This is a genomic window from Bellilinea sp. (assembly GCF_034432615.1).
In the GTDB taxonomy this organism is placed as follows: Bacteria; Chloroflexota; Anaerolineae; order Anaerolineales; family Anaerolineaceae; genus Bellilinea.
The window spans coordinates 1-16,614 of sequence record NZ_DAOUBL010000277.1; the positions used below are offsets into that span (position 1 = coordinate 1).

Here is a 16,614-nt window from a genome sequence, read left to right on the forward strand (position 1 = left end):
TAAACCCTGTCAAGGAAAACAACCCGTTCATTTTAGAAGAACAAATTCAAGACGCATACCATACGGCTGGTCATAATCCTGAATCACCCTATCTATTTCTACAGGTTCATCTCCATTGCGTAAATCGTATAGGTACATTCCAGCTGTAAAGCGGTTGGGAGTGCCGCTTTGCGGGGCTGTCCACATCAAAAACCGTTCGGTATCCAGCCAGCGGGTTTCCATGATCATCTGACCGGGTACAGAAACCAACTCTCGCGGTGGGCGGCAAACATCTCCTAATGCCAGTTGTTTGACAATCGGGTTTGGCCCGCCAAACGGGCTGTAAGTCAACAAAAAGCGGCGGCTGTCCGGATTCCATGCCGGTAATCGCAAAACCCACCCGGCGGTGTAGCGGCGCTGGGCATTTTGCTCCAAATCCATCAATGTCAATGTGACCCAGTTATACATTTTCGGCGGAGCATTATCCACATCCGGCTGATTCAAAAAAGCAAGAAAACGGATGTCGGGAGAAAAAGAAAAAGTCCACGGATTGGCACGGATGACGGTCAGTTTCTCCACCCGGATGGATGGCGTCGTTTGAACAAAAAAGAAATTGGTTTCGGCGCGCTGGTCAAAGTAGGCATTCTTTGCCGCAAAGGTGTAAAAACCGCTCGAATCCGGCCGCCAGATGACCGCCCGATCGCCGGTAAAGTAACATACTTCAGGGTCGGGGCAGGCCGGTTCAAGGGCAATCACCTGTTCTTCACCATTCTGGTGGTCGCGCATTAAAACACCTTGCGGGTGAGTAAACACCTCAAAGCGTCCGTCCGGTGAAATCACCGGCAAATTTTGCGTGAAAGCCCCTTCACCCCCCGCCACAGGTGAAGAAGCATCCGGAGCAATGGTTTCAACCTGTCCATCGGGCAGTGACACGCGGAAGCGTTCGCCAACCGTATTTCCCGCGCCCAAACCCCACGGTTCAGCAAACACCTGCACTTCCAGCGCTTCAACCCTCTCCCCTTCTGCGGCTGTTTGCCAGACAAACTGCAAATAGACACGCGCAGCTTGCGGGTACATTTCATGCGTTGCGCGGGTGGCGAATGGACCAACCTCTAGCATGCTGTTTTCCAACCGGTCAAAAATACGGAGTGGAATGGCCTCCAGCGGTTTTTCCGGGCGGGAAACAACCTGTCCATCGCTCAAAAAAGCAATGTAACGCCCGTCGGGTGAGAGGTGCGGCGCAACCGCGTCCGCAGGCAGTTCCAGCGCAGTTTTCTGGCGGCTGATTTCATCCCACAACCAGACCGTGTTTTCATTCACATATAATATCCTGAGTGGGGAGAGGGCTTCCGTCGGTACGCTGACCGTTGGCGGGCAGGCAAATACTTCTGCGGTTGCCGAGGGAGTCAGCGAGGGACGCAGGGCAGGTGTTTGACTGGCTGTGGGGGTAGAGGTGGAAACAATTGTCTTTTGGGAAACCAAGGACGTTGTTGTCGCCAAGCGAGACGGTGTTGGAGTGAAGTCAGCAGGGGTAACCCGGTTGCAGGCCGTGAAACCCATCAAAAGAAAACAAAAAAGAAGCAACCAAGAGGTCTTATAAGAGTTCATAGCAACCGCCTTTTGATGAACAACCCGAACACATCCAAAGAACATAATGGTATTATAAGGAATAATCACCACGATGAAGCCACAAGATGATTCAGATTTTCCATTTTCCATCCTGACCGCCGGCAATGGGCAGGTTGAAACCGACCGCAAAGGATGCTGGAGACTATCCATCCCCGCCGGCGAAGCCGGTCAATACCGTGTTGCCCAGCTGGATGACTACCGTTACCTGCCGCGCAAGCGCTTTCACTGGCAGCCGCCGGTGACTCTCTCGCTGACCGCACAGACATCTGATCCTTCCATGCCCGGCACCTGGGGTTTTGGTTTCTGGAATGATCCATTCAGCTTTTCGCTGGGAGCAAAGGGCAGTTCCCGCCGTCTGCCGGTGCTGCCAAATGCGGCATGGTTCTTTTACGCCTCCCCCCAAAATTACCTCAGCCTGCGCGATGACCTGCCCGCCAACGGCCTGCTGGCAGCGGTATTCCGCTCACCGTTGATTCCCGGTTTTCTGATTGCACCGGCTGTACTTGTCATGCCGCTGCTTGCTCTGCCCCTCACGGCACGCTGGTTGCGCCGGCTTGCCCGCCGGTTGATTCAGCAGGATGCTGCCCGTCTCAAGGTGGATTTTACCCAACCGCACCATTATCAACTGGATTGGCAAAATAACCACGTTCGTTTTGAAGTGGATGATAAGCCAGTTTTTGAATCACCCCTTGTTCCTAAGGGACGATTAGGTCTGGTAATTTGGATTGACAACCAATTTGCAGCATTTACATCGGATGGAAAAATCCATTTTGGAACGCTGGAGAATATCCTTATATCATTGAAAATCAAAGACTTACTGGTGAGATAAATGGTGTTTCGTTTTGTTCAAGCTGCTCAGGTTTTGTGAGTAGCCGGGTTAAAGTACACAATCCGATTCCCGCCGGTATTTTTTGCAGCGTACATAGCGATGTCGGCGTGTTGTAAGGCACTCTTTACATCCGGCATATATTCCGAACTCACTACCCCGATGCTTACCCCGATTTTATAATGTGAGGTTTTGATAGAAAAGGGTTCATTGATTCGCTCGATAATCCGGTTTGAAATCATTTGAACCGTCTGTTCATGAACTGGTTCAGTAATCAACACTACAAATTCATCTCCCCCAAATCTCGCAACCTGATCCCTTTCACGTACACAACTTCGCAAACGTTGGGCAACTTTTATCAGAAGTTCATCACCGATATGATGACCTGCAGTGTCATTGATCTCCTTAAATCTGTCCAGGTCTAAAAACAAAAGATAAAACTTTTCAGATTTGTTTTTGCGCCGCTCTATTTCTTTTTTTAGCAAATTTATAAAGTAAGCCCGATTGGGGATTTGTGTTAAGTAATCATAATTTGCTTGCTGTTCGAGTAAGAGGCGACTCTTTTCTAATTCAACGGTGCGCTGACGAACTCGCTCTTCAAGTTGTTGGTTAATTATTTGAAGTTGTGCGACCAGATTCCGATTTTCTTCAAGGGTTTTAATTATGATAAAAATCCCCATCGCCATCGTAACAGCTAATCCCCCTAAAATCCACCAACGATATACTCTTAGTTCGGGGGTCAATTCCATGAAAACCAACAAGGCAAATTGACCCATAATTGCAAAGAGGAGGATCCACAATCGAATTTGAGTCAGAAAATTATGGAAACTTTGATTATTTGGTGAAGGTTGATCGGCGAGATTAATTTGAAATACCCCGGCAAGCCCGATAACCATATAAGAAAGCAGATAGAACGTATCAATCAAAGTCGCAGATTGATACTGACCTGAGTATGCCAATGATCCATAGAGCACATCAGCAACCAGAAGAAGAAAAAAGCCATTCGCGATGACCCCTGTTGGCAAAGGATGAATTATTGTAGGGGATTGAAATAAAAGAAACACAAGAGCAAGCAAAAGGATTAAGTCGTTTATTGGGTAGGCAAATGAGATAAGCATACTGATTACATCAGGGGGTGACCCATTGGTTAAAGGCAGTAATAAAAAAACTAAAATATATATTACAGCGGTGTTGGTGATTATCCCCGCCAAACCTAATTCAACTGAGGAAAATTTGATTTTTTCTTTGGATTTGAACTGAAGTATCCCTAAAAAAAGAAAGGGATAATATAAAAGATAGAAAAAATCTCCTATTGAAGGAAAAAGGGGTTCACCGCGAACCAAAAAGATCAATGAAAATAATATGTCACCGACCAATACCGCTGTTTGACCTCCTGCAATAAAAAACCATGCTCTATTTAGAACCGAATCTTTTTCCTTAAGAGTTTTTGCTGCCCTGAAAAGGATTAAGACCACAAAAAAATTTAAGAGGATATAAATCGAATTGCCAAAATTGCCCGCCACACTATCAGGTATAAAAAACACGGTGAATAAATGAACAACAAGCAAAAACGAGGAATGAAGAATATAATTGCGAGGTTTTGCAATTAAATTCACATAAGAAAAAACCCCCGGCATTCCTTTTCCTCCCACTCTTTACTAACTATTGTATGAGGTAATCCTTCTTTGTCAATAAAGACTCTGTAAAAAAGCCACCTTCCTCAAGCGTATTGGCCGTTTTTCTCAAACCTCTCTCTCATAAAAAACGCCCCTCTTGCGAGGGGCGCAGGGTGGGTTGCCCAACTGGAGTTATTCCTGCAAGAATGAGCGCAGGAACCAGGCCATCTTTTCGTGCTGGCGGATCAGGTCAGTCAGAAAATCACTGGTGCCGACATCGCCATACTTTTCGAGACTATCGTCAATATCCTTGCGCAATTCACGGATGATGGTTTCGTGATCAGCCAGCAGGTTGGCAATCATCGTCATCACATCCGGATATTCACCTGGGTGCTCGCTCAGGCGGGTCAGTTGCAGATATTCGCGCATCGTGCCAACCGCCTTGCCGCCCAGCGCTCGGGCGCGTTCGGCGACATCATCCACAATATCATCCAGCATTTCGTACTGCTCGCCAAAGAACTTGTGCATCGGGTCGAAGCTCGGCCCCAACACATTCCAGTGATAGTTGTGGGTTTTGAGCATCAGTACGTGCTCATCCGCCAGCAGGCGGTTAAGCCCTTCGATAACTGCTTCACGATTGGACGCTGTAATTTCAATTTCGGGTTGTCGTTCATCAAAAATTGTATTGGATTTTAATGTAGTCATTTTTTTACCTCCGAATAATACTGGTTTTAAGTTGATTCAGTCAGCCGGCCTGCGTCTGACAGGCGGCGCAAACGCCGTATAGATCCAACCGATAGGTGGAAACACGGAACGCCGATTGGGCTTGCAAGGCTGCCACCACGGGTTGGACATCCACGCCCTCGCCATCGTAAATTTGCCCGCAGCGAGTGCAGATCAGATGAGGGTGTGGTTCGGGATGAAATGCATCGTAACGGCTTCCCTGCAAATCGCCGCTGATCTCGATCACCTCTCCCATTTCCTTTAGCAGAGCAACCGTTTTATAGACGGTAGCCAGGCTGGTCATTGGAAAATCGCGGCAAACCCGCCGATAGACCTGTTCAACGGTAGGATGATCCTGCGCCGAAAGAAACGCCCGCAAAATCGCCACCCGTTGGGGTGTCATCCGGTGACCGTCTTTCTGCAACCTTTGAAGAATATCTCTTAAGCGTTCTTCGGTATCCATCGAACCAACCCTCTTGTTGATAATCATTATCTATAAGTAATTATAGCCAATAAATAATCGTTGTCAAGTTAATGTTCGATTAAAAACATCCTTCTCAAAAACACCCCCCTCCTTCACCAGGGAACGGCAAAGCAAAGATTCGCGAGGTCGCCTGCGCATTCTTCAACTCAAATACATTATTCCTGAATTATCAAACGTTGTGGAATATCCGCCTGCTTAGCAATGGCAAATGGCGCGCGGTTGACCGCACGCCATTTGCACACCCAATTTCCCAAAACCCTTTACCTGGAGGCAAGATTTTGGCGGTTGAGCAGTTCCCGCTGCCCAACCAGTAAAACCCTGCTCAGGGGATGAATAATTGCAATATCAAACCTACCAGCAGCAATAACCCATAACTCCGATTTTGATAAAACGCCGCCGCCACAAAGTAAAGCGGCCAACCGGCTGCCAGCCTTGCATCTTGCGGTTTTTCCGTCGGGCGCGGCCGGCTGAATACCCGAATCACAGGGGGCAGGTAATACCATGCCAGCAGCACAATCAGCATAACCGACGAAAAGTACCCCACCGCCACCAGGGTAATCACCGCTATGTACTGCAGGGCAATCATGCCCAGCACCACATAGCGGGAGCGTGTTTCGCCCAAAATGACCGGCAATGTTCGAATGCCTTTTTCCTGATCCTGCTGCAATTTATCAATGTGCTTGCCAAAGATAACCGTAGTCGGACCGAGAGCATAAGCCAGTGAGGCAAGTGCCACATACCAGTCCCACTGACCGGTAATGACATAATAGCCGCCGCCAATCATCAACGGCCCCCAGACCAGTAAAACGGCAACTTCTCCCAAACCAATGTACTTGAGCGGGTAGGTATAGAACAAAACGAAAACGGCACCCGCCAGCAGCAGCCATAATGCCAAAATTCCGCTCACGGCGACCAGATAAGCCCCGGCTGCCAGAGCGATCAGCCCGGTTACGGCAGCATAGAGCAGGTGTGTTTTACGGCTCCACAGTCCTTGCTCTAAAGGCTGCGGCCCGTATTGGGTACGGTAGTAATTGTCGGTATCCACGCCGCGCGAGTAATCGGTCAGATCGTTGAGCAAATTGTTGGTGGCGTGAGCGAAGATTAATCCGATAACCAGCATTAGCCAGCGCAGCAGGTCAAACTCGCCGGCACGCAGCGCCAGCAAACCGGCAATCGCAGCCGAGATGAAAGTCATAATCAGCACTGCTGCGCGGGTGGAAATCAACCATTTGGAAATGACATCCAAACGCTCCCACTCATCCCGTTCAACATGCGGGATGACCTGCAAGGCTTTGACCCACATTTTGACGTTGACCATGATTACCTCACATTTTCTATCTTAAAGGTTATTATCTCGGAAAGCAGCCAGATGTAAAGGCTTTTCCCAAAACTCTAATTCAATCTTAATGATGGGCTGTGTCTTTATCAGGAACCACGGCCTCTAAAACCTGCCGATTCTCAGAAGGCTTATGGAGAGGGCGGATGGGCCGAGCACTTAATTTTCGGCTTGCGCAGGGGGTAACGGCAGCATCCAGCCGCCTTCGCTGCCGTCTTCCTCTTTGCTCACCCGCTGTTCTTCAAAAACTGCCAGCCAGGCCGTATAAGCGCCTACCAGCGCATTCAATTCACCGGATGCGTAGATCATCTCGTAGGGCAGCCTGCCGAGCAGCAGTCGGCGGCGGGTTACTTCCTCAAAAAAATCCATCGGGTCTTTGAGAGGCAATTTTTCCTCGAATAAAATCAACTGACGCTGCAAACGACCTTCCAGCGAACGCGACTCAAACAAACGACCACCGCACAAGGACAAAAAAGCGGCCTGTGCCGAAAAACGCAGCCACTGCCGCTTCTGGTCTTCATCGGGGAAAGCGCGATAGCCCAGTTCTTTTAATTGCTGCACAAGGATTTCCGAACGTTGTCGAGCGCTGCGACTGTCTTTTTCAACCAGACCAGACATTCCACCCCCGCCGCTGGTTTCCAGCCGTTCAGCAGCCTCTTTTCTCAGCCGCCCAAACAGATCATCTGCATACTCAGGAAAAAGCCGTTGCTGCACCTCGCTTGAAGAAGGCTCTTTCAATGGCTTGACGACCCCATTAACCGCTGCCAGCACATCCAGCTGGCCGGCGGCAAAAGCCAGAACATCCTGAATTTTTCCTCCACCAATGGCCAGCACCCGTTTTTCGGCATCCAGCGCAACATAGGTCATCCCCTCCCGTCCGCTGCCCGGGTCAATTCCTAAAAAAACCGTCCGCTCGCTGACCATCATACCTTTAGTGTAGACCAGATTGTCAGCCTGCGCAACCTGTTTCAAACCACAAACCCCGCCTTGACACCTTTCCAAAAACCCATTTACAATCCAATTCAGGATAATAAATGTCCAATTTCAACCGTCTTCTTTTCACTCTGCTTGCCATTCTCCTGGGATTGCTGATCAACGGGTGCAACGCTGTTCAAAATGAACCAAACCGGTTGCCTTCGCCTGCAAATTTTCAACAACCCAGCCAGACTCCCAGCCCGCCGCCAACCATTACCCCCAGCCCGACGTTGCCTCCCACCGCTACCTTTACCCCAACCCCCACCCTGCATCCGCTGACCATTCAATCCATGCGCCTGCGGGATTATCCCGGTAGCGAGATCGTCTTTGAAGAAAAACTGGCTTCCGGCGGGAATTACGAACGCTATCTGGTCTCTTATCTTTCGGATGGGCTGAAAATTTATGCCCTCATGACCGTCCCGTTTGGTGAACCACCCCCCAAGGGCTTTCCGGTGATCGTTTTCAATCATGGCTATATTCCCCCGCGCGAATACCGCCCCACGGAACGCTATGTAGCCTATGTCAACGCTTTTGCCAGCCGCGGTTACATCGTCCTCCGCCCGGATTACCGCGGTCATGGCAATTCAGAAGGAGAAGCGCGCGGCGCTTACAGCACACCGGATTACACCGTGGATGTGTTGAATGCGGTTGCCTCAATCAAACGTTACCCCAAGGCCAACCCGGACAAAATCGGGATGTGGGGGCATTCTATGGGCGGTCACCTTACCCTGCGGGCAATGGTGACCACACCGGACGTTAAAGCCGGGGTAATTTGGGCAGGTGTGGTCGGCTCTTATGAGGATATGATGTACCGTTGGCGGCCGACCCCCATACCCACCCTTTCGACTGCCGGAAGACGTTTTACCCAACAACTGGTAGAAACGTACGGTTTGCCGCAGGAAAACCCCTCCTTTTGGGATTCAATCTCGCCGATCATGTTTGTCCATGAAATCAGCGGGCCGCTGCAGCTGCACCACGCCAGCGAAGATTCGGTTGTACCAATTTTCTTTTCGCAGCGGCTGGCTGAAGCTATGCAGGCCGCCGGTCAACCGGTGGAGTTTTACACCTACCCCGGTGACGATCACAACATTGCCAACAGTTTCAGCCTTGCCATGCAGCGTACGGTTGAGTTTTTTGACCGTTACTTGAAGTAATTATTTTCTTGACGTTCATATTCAGATGGGTTAGGATAAACGGGTGAAGAGTCGCCCGGTGCATTCCTCTATCCTTTTCTTGATCCTGATGGACGGGATTATCTTGCTGTTGGTCACCTTCATCGGTTTTGCTTCGCACAGCACTTCTCTGGCTGGCGGCCGATGGCTGGCCACCTTCCTGCCAATGCTGGCGGGATGGCTGGTTGCCGGCTGGCTGGGCGGGGTGTTCCACCCGGATATCAGCACGGATTACCGCCAACTTTGGCGGGTAATGGGTTGTGCAGCGCTGGCCGCCCCGTTTGGAGCCGTTCTACGTGGACTGTGGCTTCAAAATGTGGTCATGCCGGTCTTTGCCCTGGTGATGATGGCAGTTTCGGCTGTTGGTTTGTTGATTTGGCGAGTGATTTGGATTGCCTGGATCACCAGAAAGCAGGTCTGAATGGACGAAGCCGCCTTAATTCGCGATGCCCTGCAGGGCAATCTGGATGCCTTCAACCGGCTGGTGCTTGCCTATCAGCAAATGGCATTCAACCTTGCCTACCGTATGTTAAACGACGATGCTGCCGCCGAAGATGCCACCCAAACCGCCTTTATCTCGGCCTACCGCAATCTTAAACAATACCGCGGAGGTTCGTTCCGCGCCTGGGTGATGCGCATGGTCACCAATGCCTGTTACGATGAGTTGCGTCGCCGCCAGCGCCGCCCCACGGTTGCACTGGAGCCCATTCATCAAGAAGATGACGAGGAAATTGAATCACCTGCCTGGCTCGCCGACCACAACCCTCGGCCGGATGAAGAGATGGAAACCCGCGAGTTGGAAGCCGCCATTCAACACTGCATTCAGGATCTGCCGGAAGAATTCCGCGCCGTGGTCATTCTGGTAGATATTCAGGGAATGGATTATCAAGAAGTTTCACAGGCTATTGGAAAGCCGCTCGGCACCATCAAAAGCCGTTTGGCACGCGCCCGTCTGCGCTTGCGGGATTGTCTTTCCGGCTTTGCGGAACTATTACCGTCAAAATTTCGTCTTGGGAAAGAGGCTGAATTACAATGAAAGAGCAGTTGAATTCCCGTGATTTGATTCTGCTCTCTGCTTATCTGGATGGAGAGCTTGACCCGCGCGAAAAGGCGCGGGTTGAGGCATTACTCCAATCCAATCCTGAGGCAAAAGAAACTTACGAATCTTTACAGAATACCAGGGCGGTTTTACGGAATGCTCCGCTTCGCAAAGTGCCGCGCAACTTTACCCTCAGCGCTGCAGCCGTCCAGCAGCCCCGCCGTCCATTTATCTTGATCCCCGCTCTGCGCTTTTCCTCCGTTCTGGCAACCCTCGTGGCCGTGTGGATGTTCGTCAGCCAGTTATTGCCGGGCATGGCAACCCGCCCGATGACCGCCAGTGAGCCGGTCATGGAATCACAAGCCACCGAATCAGAAACTGTCAGAATAATGGCTGCTCCTGAAATGTCACAGGAAACACCTCCGGTCGTGTACTGGGGCGGCCCACCGCCTCCTGCCATGGGCATGGGGGGAGGGGGAGGCATTGCGCCGGGCTGCCCGGATGCCTTTTGTGGGGGAGCAGCCGGGTATCCGCCTGCTGACGGCATGGGCGGTGGAACAGATCAATCCTTCAAAACACAGAGCATACCCGAATCCAGCTCAGGCAACATTCAACTCAACCCCATCCCTACACAAATTGAGCCGTTGCCACTGGAAGGTAGTGGTCCGGTGCTGGGCGTACGCCAGCCGGAAGAACAGGGTAAAACGCTGTTCACCCCTGATTTGAGTTCTACAACACCCGATTCGGCTGTTCCACCAAGCGAACAGGAGCGCGGCATGATCCGTCCGGCCTGGCTGGCAGGAGCTGGCTTTGCAATTCTGGCAATCGGGTTATGGCTGCTTTCCATCCTGCTCAAACGAAAGATTTCATGAGCCCAACCATTTACCGTTACTGCCCGCAATGTGCCGCGGAACTGGAAACTCGCATCGTCTTTGGCAAGCTGCGCCCGGTTTGCCCTCAGTGCGGGTTCATTTACTTTGCAGATCCAAAGGTTGCTGCCGGGGTGCTGGTGGAACAGGATGATCAAATCCTTCTGGTTCGCCGCATCAATGAACCCCTGCAAGGGTTGTGGAGCATCCCGGCCGGTTTTGTGGACGCCCACGAAGACCCCCAGCAGGCAGCTCTGCGGGAATGTCTGGAAGAAACCGGGTTGGAAGTCAAAATCACCGGGCTGGTAGATGTCATCAACGGACGGGAACATGAACGCGGAGCCGATATTATCATCGTCTATCGCGCTGTGGTGATCGGTGGTACGCTGGCCGCCGGCGATGACGCCGATCAGGCTGCTTTCTTTCCACGCAGCAATCTCCCGCCGCTGGCTTTTCGCGCTACCCGGCGTGTGCTGGGTGTGGAATAGCCCTCGAAGCCCTGCTTGACTTTTTACTGTCTGCGCTCCCCACGTTGTTTTACGGGCAGTAAAAAAAAACAAAAATTGTTAGTGAATTGAATAGTCGGCGGTGTTTTATTTTTAATGTTCCGTGCTATCATTATTAATACATGGCAGAAAATACCGATCGAATCTTAATCGCTGAAAGCGATCCGGTGATTGCAGATTTTATCTCGCGTCAGACGCTGGTGGCTGCTGGCTATCAGGTCTATCAGGTCAGCGATGGGGCCACGGCGCTCTCGCGTGCCATGCAAATCATGCCGGATGTCATCCTCGCCAATCTCGAACTGCCCGGTTTGAGTGGCAAAGATTTACTGGTCGGGTTGAATTCACAGGGTGTCAACATTCCGCTCATCCTGATTGCCAGAAAAGGCACCGAAAATGAGATCATTCAGGCCTTCCGGCTAGGCGCAGCCGATTATTTGATCTGGCCGGCACGCGAAGCGGAGGTGCTTTCCGCAGTGGAACGCAACCTCTCCCAGGTGCGGGAACGCCGCGAGCGGGAACGCCTGGCAGTTCAATTGCAGCAAACCAATCAGGAACTGCAGCAGCGCATCCGCGAATTGACCACCATCTTCTCCATTGCCAAAGCAGTCACCTCGATCACTGACCAGTCGGCATTATTCGAGAAAATACTGGAGAGCGTCACCCAAATCACCCATGCCGACATCGGCTGGTTCCTGCTGCGAGAAGAGGCTGGCAAAACCTTTTTGCTGGTTGCCCAACACAAATTACCCCCTTCGCTGCCGGTGCGCTTGAATCAGGCCTGGGACGATGGGATCAGTTCGCTGGTAGCCATGTCCGGCGAACCACTGAGTATTCACGGAGAACCGCTCAAACGCTTCAAGGTTGCAGCGCTGGGTCAGTCGGCTTTGATCGTGCCGGTTAAAGTATCCAAACAGGTTATCGGCTTGCTGACTCTCATCCGCCGCAAACCCGAACCGTTCCGAGAAAACGAACAGCGCCTGGTCGAATCGATTGCCGATTTTGCTTCAATTTCACTGGTCAACGCGCGGCTTTTCCGAATCATGGAAGAACGCGCCCGCCACCAGCAATCACTGGCTGAAAATGCCCTGACCGGTGAAAAGATAACCATCGAATTACTGCAAAAAGTTAAAAAGGAGCTTCGACAGGTTGTCGAAATTCAATACGGCGCGCTGGAACGCCTGCTTCAAGACCCAACCATCCGCTGGTCGTCTGCCCAGCGCGAAAACCTGTCCTCCTTACGCCAATCGCTGGACACCTTAAACCAGTTAAGCGAAGCGATCACCCCCATTCAAACCCCGCGCAGCCAGCGGCCTGCCCGTGAGGTCAATCTGACAGAGCTGGTTCGAGTGACCGCCAGTCATTTTTTGCCATTTTCACAAAAGAGCAACCTTTCCTTGATTACCGACCTGCCCCCCCAGCCAGTTTATGTAGCCGGTGATGAACGTCAAATTACCCAGATTCTTGGCGGGCTGGTCAGCAATGCCATCAAGTTCTGCAACAGCGGTGGACAGGTGCGTATCAAACTGGAAAAAACCAACGGGAAGGATGCTCACCTTATCGTGAGTGACAGCGGGCCGGGGCTGGATGCCCAAATTGCCGCCAATCTTTTCGAAAGCGAGGCGGGCAGCGAGCAGACCCAACCGCGTCGTTTCGGCGGTTTGGGAGTAGGAATGAGAACGATTAAAGAAATGGTAAACCGACATAATGGTAAAATTTGGGTGGAGAGCAAACCGGGACAAGGCACCCAGTTTCATGTAATGCTGCCCGCCCGCTAAATCGGTATGATCCTGTTGAGGCACGAATCCTTTCATGAATAACCCAAACAAAGACCAGACCATCCTCGTCCTGATAACCGATCCACAGATCACCTATTTGCTTGAACGGGTGCTGCAGTCCGCCGGTTTCACGGTGGTGATTCAATCCGATGTTGAAACAGCCTTTCAATATACCGAAGACAATCACCCGGCGCTAATTCTGCTCAGTGAAACCATCAACCAGGGCAAAGGTCTGGAAGTTGCCGGTAAATTCATACATCAATTTCCTGCCATCCCCATTGTGTTGCTGGTACAAAAAGATACCCCCGAACTGCTCAAAAAAGCTTTGCGGCTGGGGGTGAGCGACTACCTGTGCCTGCCGCTGCGCACTGAGGATATTCTCACTTCGGTGCAGGAAAGCCTGAATAAAGTGCGTCAGTCGCGGGATTGGGTGCTTTTGGAGGCTCGCCGCGCCACGGACCGCCTGCGCCGCCGGGTGGATGAACTGGAAACCCTGGCAAGGCTGGGGCAGTCCATTACCTCCTCTCTCAACTCCGATGAAGTGCTCTCTGCCATTGTCGAAGCCGCCGTTGAACTGACCGGTGCTGAAGAAGGCAGCCTGTTGTTGTTGGATGAAGAGAGCGGCGAATTGTACATGCGCGCCGCCAAGAACTTTCAGGAAGATTTTGTGCGCACGTTTCGCCTGCCAATTCAGGATACGCTGGCCGGATCGGTGCTGCGCACCTCTCAACCGGTTGTTCTGGATGAAAGCACCCCGCAAAAAATCAAAACTTCCTATCTGGTGCACGCATTAATCTACGTGCCCTTGAAGGTGCAGGATCGCGTTTTCGGCGTGCTGGGAGTGGACAACCGCCACAGCCGCTTGCCCTTCCACAAACGGGATATTAACCTGCTTTCCACCCTCGCCGAATACGCCGTGATCGCCCTGCAAAATGCGCGCCTGTTTGACGAAACCCAGGCTGAACGCAATAAACTGGAAACCATTTTGAAGAAAATTCAGGACGGAGTGATCGTCATCGGGCAGAACCGTGAGATCATTCTAATCAATCAGGTTGCCGAAGCCGCTCTGGGCATTCACCACATGAATGTGGTTGGTAAGCCTTACCGAGAGGTCATCAGCCAGCCAGAACTGCTGGAATTGCTGGACACCAGCACGCGCAGCCTTTCCAACCGCACTGAACTGGTCGTGGAGGATGGGCGCGTCTTCGGAGCACAGCGCACCCCCATTCCAGATGTCGGTACCGCCCTGACCCTGCATGACATCACCTACCTCAAGAAACTCGACCGTATCAAAAGCGAGTTTGTCAGCACCGTTTCCCACGACTTACGCTCCCCGCTGACCGCTATTTTGGGATACGCCGAACTAATTGAACGGGCGGGGCCGGTCAACGAATTACAGCAGGAATTCATCCGCCGCGTGCAAACCAGCGTGCAGAACATCACCCATCTGGTGGATGATCTGGTCAATCTGGGGCGCATTGAAGCCGGTTTTGATACCCGTAAAGAAACCTTTGACCTGCGCCAGATTCTCGATCTGGCCGCAGATAACTTCCGCAAGGCGCTGGCGCGCAAGGGAAATACGCTGGAAATTAAACTGCCATCCCCCATGCCGCCTTTTTACGGTAATCCCGTGCAGATTCGTCAGATGTTCGAACACCTGATAGATAATGCCATCAAGTATTCCCAACCCGGTGGAAAAATCGAAATCTACGGGGAGATGGAACAAAATCAGATCATCCTGCAAATCAAGGATGAAGGGATTGGCATCCCTTCCGTAGATTTGCCGTTCATATTCGATAAATTTTACCGTGCCAGCAATGTCAACAACGAGGTTGCCGGCACCGGTCTGGGGCTGGCAATTGTCCGCTCGATTGTCGAAAGTCACGAAGGGCGCATCTGGGTCGAATCCACCGTAGGTCAGGGTACAACTTTCACCATTGTCCTGCCGATTGTGGAAAGCTGATTCTCCACCTTCATTTTCGGCTGACCAAACCGATCCTGCTTGCATTTAAAGCAAGCCTCCGCCGGGGGCGGTGAGGTTACCCGGCGGAGGCATTCGCCAAAGGAGGAGACAGCGATGAGCTAAATTTGGAGGTGTCCGGATGTCTGCGTCTCCATGCGTTATGATACCGCAAAGGTCTGACATTGGTTATTGTGTTTCATCATAGTTTTTGGATGACCTTATTCACATTACAAACCCCGTAAAAAGTCACGCGTCAATATGACAGCCTCAGTAACATCCCTGTACATGCCAATTTTAAGACGCGGATGATCGTTACCCAGAATCATTTTGGAAACCGCCGCCCCCGCCCGGTAACAGGCAAGCACCGGCTTCTCCAGCATCAAAGCCAGTGCAATTTCATAACCCACACCATGAGAGGGAGTACTCACCTCGGTAATCAACGCATCACACGCCTGCACCCAGTTGACATCCCTGCGGTACACCTCGCGCGGGTCAACAACGATTTCCATATCCAGTATTCGCGGACTGGCAAGGATAGCCGTTGGGACGTGATGCCCGTCCTCCAGTAAAGCCTGAACGATGGCTGCATAAACCGGCTGGTCCTTTCTTCCGCCGGTGATGGAACAGGAAAAGTAAATATTCATTTTCTTGGGCAAATCCCTGCTATCGAATGGGTTTGATTAAATTTTACCCGTATTTTTTCAACACTCAAAATTCAAAATCTGGCATACTTATTGCATGGAGTCATGAAATTGCCCCCGAATCTTCGCTTGACGCAGGATAATGCTTATGCTAGTATCATTGCAAGCGATGAAATCCTGAGGAAAGTTCACACGAAATTCGGGAATTCGTAACCTCAGAAGGAGAATGAAGATGAAAAAGAACCTTTTTGTAGTGGCGCTGATCAGTATTCTGGTTGTGGTGAGCATGGCTGCCTGTACCCGTTCTGCCACCACCAAACAACCCGGCGAAGCCACCGCCACCTCCGAAATCCCGTTCCCGATTGCTACGGTTGATCCAAACCAGCGGCTGACCGAAATCGTCCAGCAGACGCAGGCTGCCCAGCAGCCAACCGCCCAGCCACAGGAAACGACGCCGCAAGAACCCGGCGAGGCGACGCCAATCATTGTCGTCACCGACACGCCGGTGCCCCAACCGACCACCACCCTGCCGGTTCTGCCAACCCTCAGCCGCCCCGAAACCTACACCCTGCAAAAAGGTGAATGGCCGATCTGCATTGCCCGGCGCTACAATCTGGATCTCAACGCTTTCTTCTCCGCCAACAACCTCAACATGAATTCCCGCCCGGCAGAAGGAACGGTTTTGAAGATCCCGGCCACTGGAACGTGGTCTTCGGGGCCGCGCGCCTTGAAAGCCCATCCGGCGGATTACACGGTCAAAGCCGGCGACACGATTTACTCGATTGCCTGCGACTTTGGGGATGTGGACCCCATGGCAATTGCCGCTGCCAATAATCTGCAGGCGCCTTACACCCTCAAAGTCGGGGACGTCATCCGCATCCCCTAAAAACCTGCGTTCTCTTTGAGGCAGACGCACCATGGTACAATTAATGGCGGGATTGCCCCCGCCATATTTGCTTAATTAACGTGAGTTCGGGATTAGATCAAAACCTGGCATGCAGTGATTATTACCCCCACCTGCACCTCCCCCAAAATCGCCCCTGCGATTTTGGGGGAGGCGGGAGGGGGACGAAAATTCGAA

General features: G+C 51.7%; 16 protein-coding genes. 9 read left to right on the forward strand and 7 right to left on the reverse strand.

Translation table 11 applies throughout. The features are described from left to right. Nucleotides 1-27: 27 nt before the first annotated feature. Nucleotides 28-1,461, reverse strand: a complete 1,434-nt coding sequence (locus tag VAE48_RS12555; RefSeq protein ID WP_322793672.1) for a hypothetical protein — start codon at nucleotides 1,459-1,461, stop codon at nucleotides 28-30. Nucleotides 1,462-1,660: 199 nt separating this feature from the next. On the opposite strand from VAE48_RS12555, the gene VAE48_RS12560 reads away from it, so the two are divergent. Further along, nucleotides 1,661-2,437: a hypothetical protein gene (locus VAE48_RS12560; RefSeq protein WP_322793673.1), complete on the forward strand. Its 777-nt coding sequence runs from the start codon at nucleotides 1,661-1,663 to the stop codon at nucleotides 2,435-2,437. A 26-nt stretch (nucleotides 2,438-2,463) separates the two neighbouring features. Here VAE48_RS12560 and VAE48_RS12565 read toward each other — a convergent pair whose 3' ends face one another. From VAE48_RS12565 to VAE48_RS12585, 5 genes are all read right to left on the reverse strand, one after another. Then, nucleotides 2,464-4,071: a GGDEF domain-containing protein gene (locus tag VAE48_RS12565; RefSeq protein WP_322793674.1), complete on the reverse strand. Its 1,608-nt coding sequence runs from the start codon at nucleotides 4,069-4,071 to the stop codon at nucleotides 2,464-2,466. Nucleotides 4,072-4,242: 171 nt separating this feature from the next. Further along, nucleotides 4,243-4,755, reverse strand: coding sequence for a DNA starvation/stationary phase protection protein (locus tag VAE48_RS12570; protein WP_322793675.1), 513 nt, complete (start codon nucleotides 4,753-4,755; stop codon nucleotides 4,243-4,245). Between the two features lie 40 nt (nucleotides 4,756-4,795). Then, complete coding sequence (locus tag VAE48_RS12575; protein ID WP_322793676.1) at nucleotides 4,796-5,236, reverse strand: Fur family transcriptional regulator; 441 nt, start codon at nucleotides 5,234-5,236, stop codon at nucleotides 4,796-4,798. 343 nt (nucleotides 5,237-5,579) lie between these two features. Further along, on the reverse strand, nucleotides 5,580-6,575 hold the full coding sequence (locus VAE48_RS12580; RefSeq protein ID WP_322793677.1) for a prenyltransferase: 996 nt from the start codon (nucleotides 6,573-6,575) through the stop codon (nucleotides 5,580-5,582). Nucleotides 6,576-6,752: 177 nt separating this feature from the next. Further along, on the reverse strand, nucleotides 6,753-7,565 hold the full coding sequence (locus VAE48_RS12585) for a hypothetical protein (protein WP_322793678.1): 813 nt from the start codon (nucleotides 7,563-7,565) through the stop codon (nucleotides 6,753-6,755). Nucleotides 7,566-7,627: 62 nt separating this feature from the next. On the opposite strand from VAE48_RS12585, the gene VAE48_RS12590 reads away from it, so the two are divergent. From VAE48_RS12590 to VAE48_RS12620, 7 genes are all read left to right on the forward strand, one after another. Then, a complete protein-coding gene (locus VAE48_RS12590; RefSeq protein WP_322793679.1) occupies nucleotides 7,628-8,722 on the forward strand; it encodes an alpha/beta hydrolase family protein in 1,095 nt (364 codons plus the stop codon). 43 nt (nucleotides 8,723-8,765) lie between these two features. Beyond that, nucleotides 8,766-9,161: a DUF3054 domain-containing protein gene (locus VAE48_RS12595; RefSeq protein WP_322793680.1), complete on the forward strand. Its 396-nt coding sequence runs from the start codon at nucleotides 8,766-8,768 to the stop codon at nucleotides 9,159-9,161. After that, nucleotides 9,162-9,776, forward strand: a complete 615-nt coding sequence (locus VAE48_RS12600) for a sigma-70 family RNA polymerase sigma factor (RefSeq protein WP_322793681.1) — start codon at nucleotides 9,162-9,164, stop codon at nucleotides 9,774-9,776. Next, nucleotides 9,773-10,651 carry an anti-sigma factor family protein gene (locus VAE48_RS12605; RefSeq protein WP_322793682.1) on the forward strand — a complete coding sequence of 293 codons (879 nt, stop codon included), beginning with the start codon at nucleotides 9,773-9,775 and terminating at the stop codon, nucleotides 10,649-10,651. The genes VAE48_RS12600 and VAE48_RS12605 overlap by 4 nt, the downstream gene beginning before the upstream one ends. Further along, a complete protein-coding gene (locus VAE48_RS12610) occupies nucleotides 10,648-11,136 on the forward strand; it encodes an NUDIX hydrolase (protein WP_322793683.1) in 489 nt (162 codons plus the stop codon). The genes VAE48_RS12605 and VAE48_RS12610 overlap by 4 nt, the downstream gene beginning before the upstream one ends. Nucleotides 11,137-11,276: 140 nt before the next feature. Continuing rightward, on the forward strand, nucleotides 11,277-12,929 hold the full coding sequence (locus tag VAE48_RS12615; protein WP_322793684.1) for an ATP-binding protein: 1,653 nt from the start codon (nucleotides 11,277-11,279) through the stop codon (nucleotides 12,927-12,929). 34 nt (nucleotides 12,930-12,963) lie between these two features. Continuing rightward, a complete protein-coding gene (locus VAE48_RS12620; RefSeq protein WP_322793685.1) occupies nucleotides 12,964-14,892 on the forward strand; it encodes an ATP-binding protein in 1,929 nt (642 codons plus the stop codon). Between the two features lie 227 nt (nucleotides 14,893-15,119). On the opposite strand, the gene VAE48_RS12625 is transcribed toward VAE48_RS12620, so the two are convergent. Then, the gene (locus VAE48_RS12625; protein WP_322793686.1) at nucleotides 15,120-15,536 is read right to left on the reverse strand and encodes a nucleoside 2-deoxyribosyltransferase; all 417 of its coding nucleotides are present in this window, start codon (nucleotides 15,534-15,536) and stop codon (nucleotides 15,120-15,122) included. A gap of 229 nt (nucleotides 15,537-15,765) precedes the next feature. Here VAE48_RS12625 and VAE48_RS12630 point away from each other — a divergent pair, with 229 nt between their 5' ends. Further along, nucleotides 15,766-16,419, forward strand: a complete 654-nt coding sequence (locus VAE48_RS12630; protein WP_322793687.1) for a LysM peptidoglycan-binding domain-containing protein — start codon at nucleotides 15,766-15,768, stop codon at nucleotides 16,417-16,419. Nucleotides 16,420-16,614 lie beyond the last annotated feature (195 nt).

Bases quoted from the DNA above. Each gene is read 5' to 3' on its own strand.
- VAE48_RS12570 (WP_322793675.1), bottom strand. From the start codon at position 4,755: ATGACTACATTAAAATCCAATACAATTTTTGATGAACGACAACCCGAA.
- VAE48_RS12590 (WP_322793679.1), top strand. From the start codon at position 7,628: ATGTCCAATTTCAACCGTCTTCTTTTCACTCTGCTTGCCATTCTCCTG.
- VAE48_RS12605 (WP_322793682.1), top strand. From the start codon at position 9,773: ATGAAAGAGCAGTTGAATTCCCGTGATTTGATTCTGCTCTCTGCTTAT.
- VAE48_RS12615 (WP_322793684.1), top strand. From the start codon at position 11,277: ATGGCAGAAAATACCGATCGAATCTTAATCGCTGAAAGCGATCCGGTG.
- VAE48_RS12580 (WP_322793677.1), bottom strand. From the start codon at position 6,575: ATGGTCAACGTCAAAATGTGGGTCAAAGCCTTGCAGGTCATCCCGCAT.
- VAE48_RS12620 (WP_322793685.1), top strand. From the start codon at position 12,964: ATGAATAACCCAAACAAAGACCAGACCATCCTCGTCCTGATAACCGAT.
- VAE48_RS12575 (WP_322793676.1), bottom strand. From the start codon at position 5,236: ATGGATACCGAAGAACGCTTAAGAGATATTCTTCAAAGGTTGCAGAAA.
- VAE48_RS12630 (WP_322793687.1), top strand. From the start codon at position 15,766: ATGAAAAAGAACCTTTTTGTAGTGGCGCTGATCAGTATTCTGGTTGTG.
- VAE48_RS12625 (WP_322793686.1), bottom strand. From the start codon at position 15,536: ATGAATATTTACTTTTCCTGTTCCATCACCGGCGGAAGAAAGGACCAG.
- VAE48_RS12560 (WP_322793673.1), top strand. From the start codon at position 1,661: ATGAAGCCACAAGATGATTCAGATTTTCCATTTTCCATCCTGACCGCC.
- VAE48_RS12600 (WP_322793681.1), top strand. From the start codon at position 9,162: ATGGACGAAGCCGCCTTAATTCGCGATGCCCTGCAGGGCAATCTGGAT.
- VAE48_RS12610 (WP_322793683.1), top strand. From the start codon at position 10,648: ATGAGCCCAACCATTTACCGTTACTGCCCGCAATGTGCCGCGGAACTG.
- VAE48_RS12565 (WP_322793674.1), bottom strand. From the start codon at position 4,071: ATGCCGGGGGTTTTTTCTTATGTGAATTTAATTGCAAAACCTCGCAAT.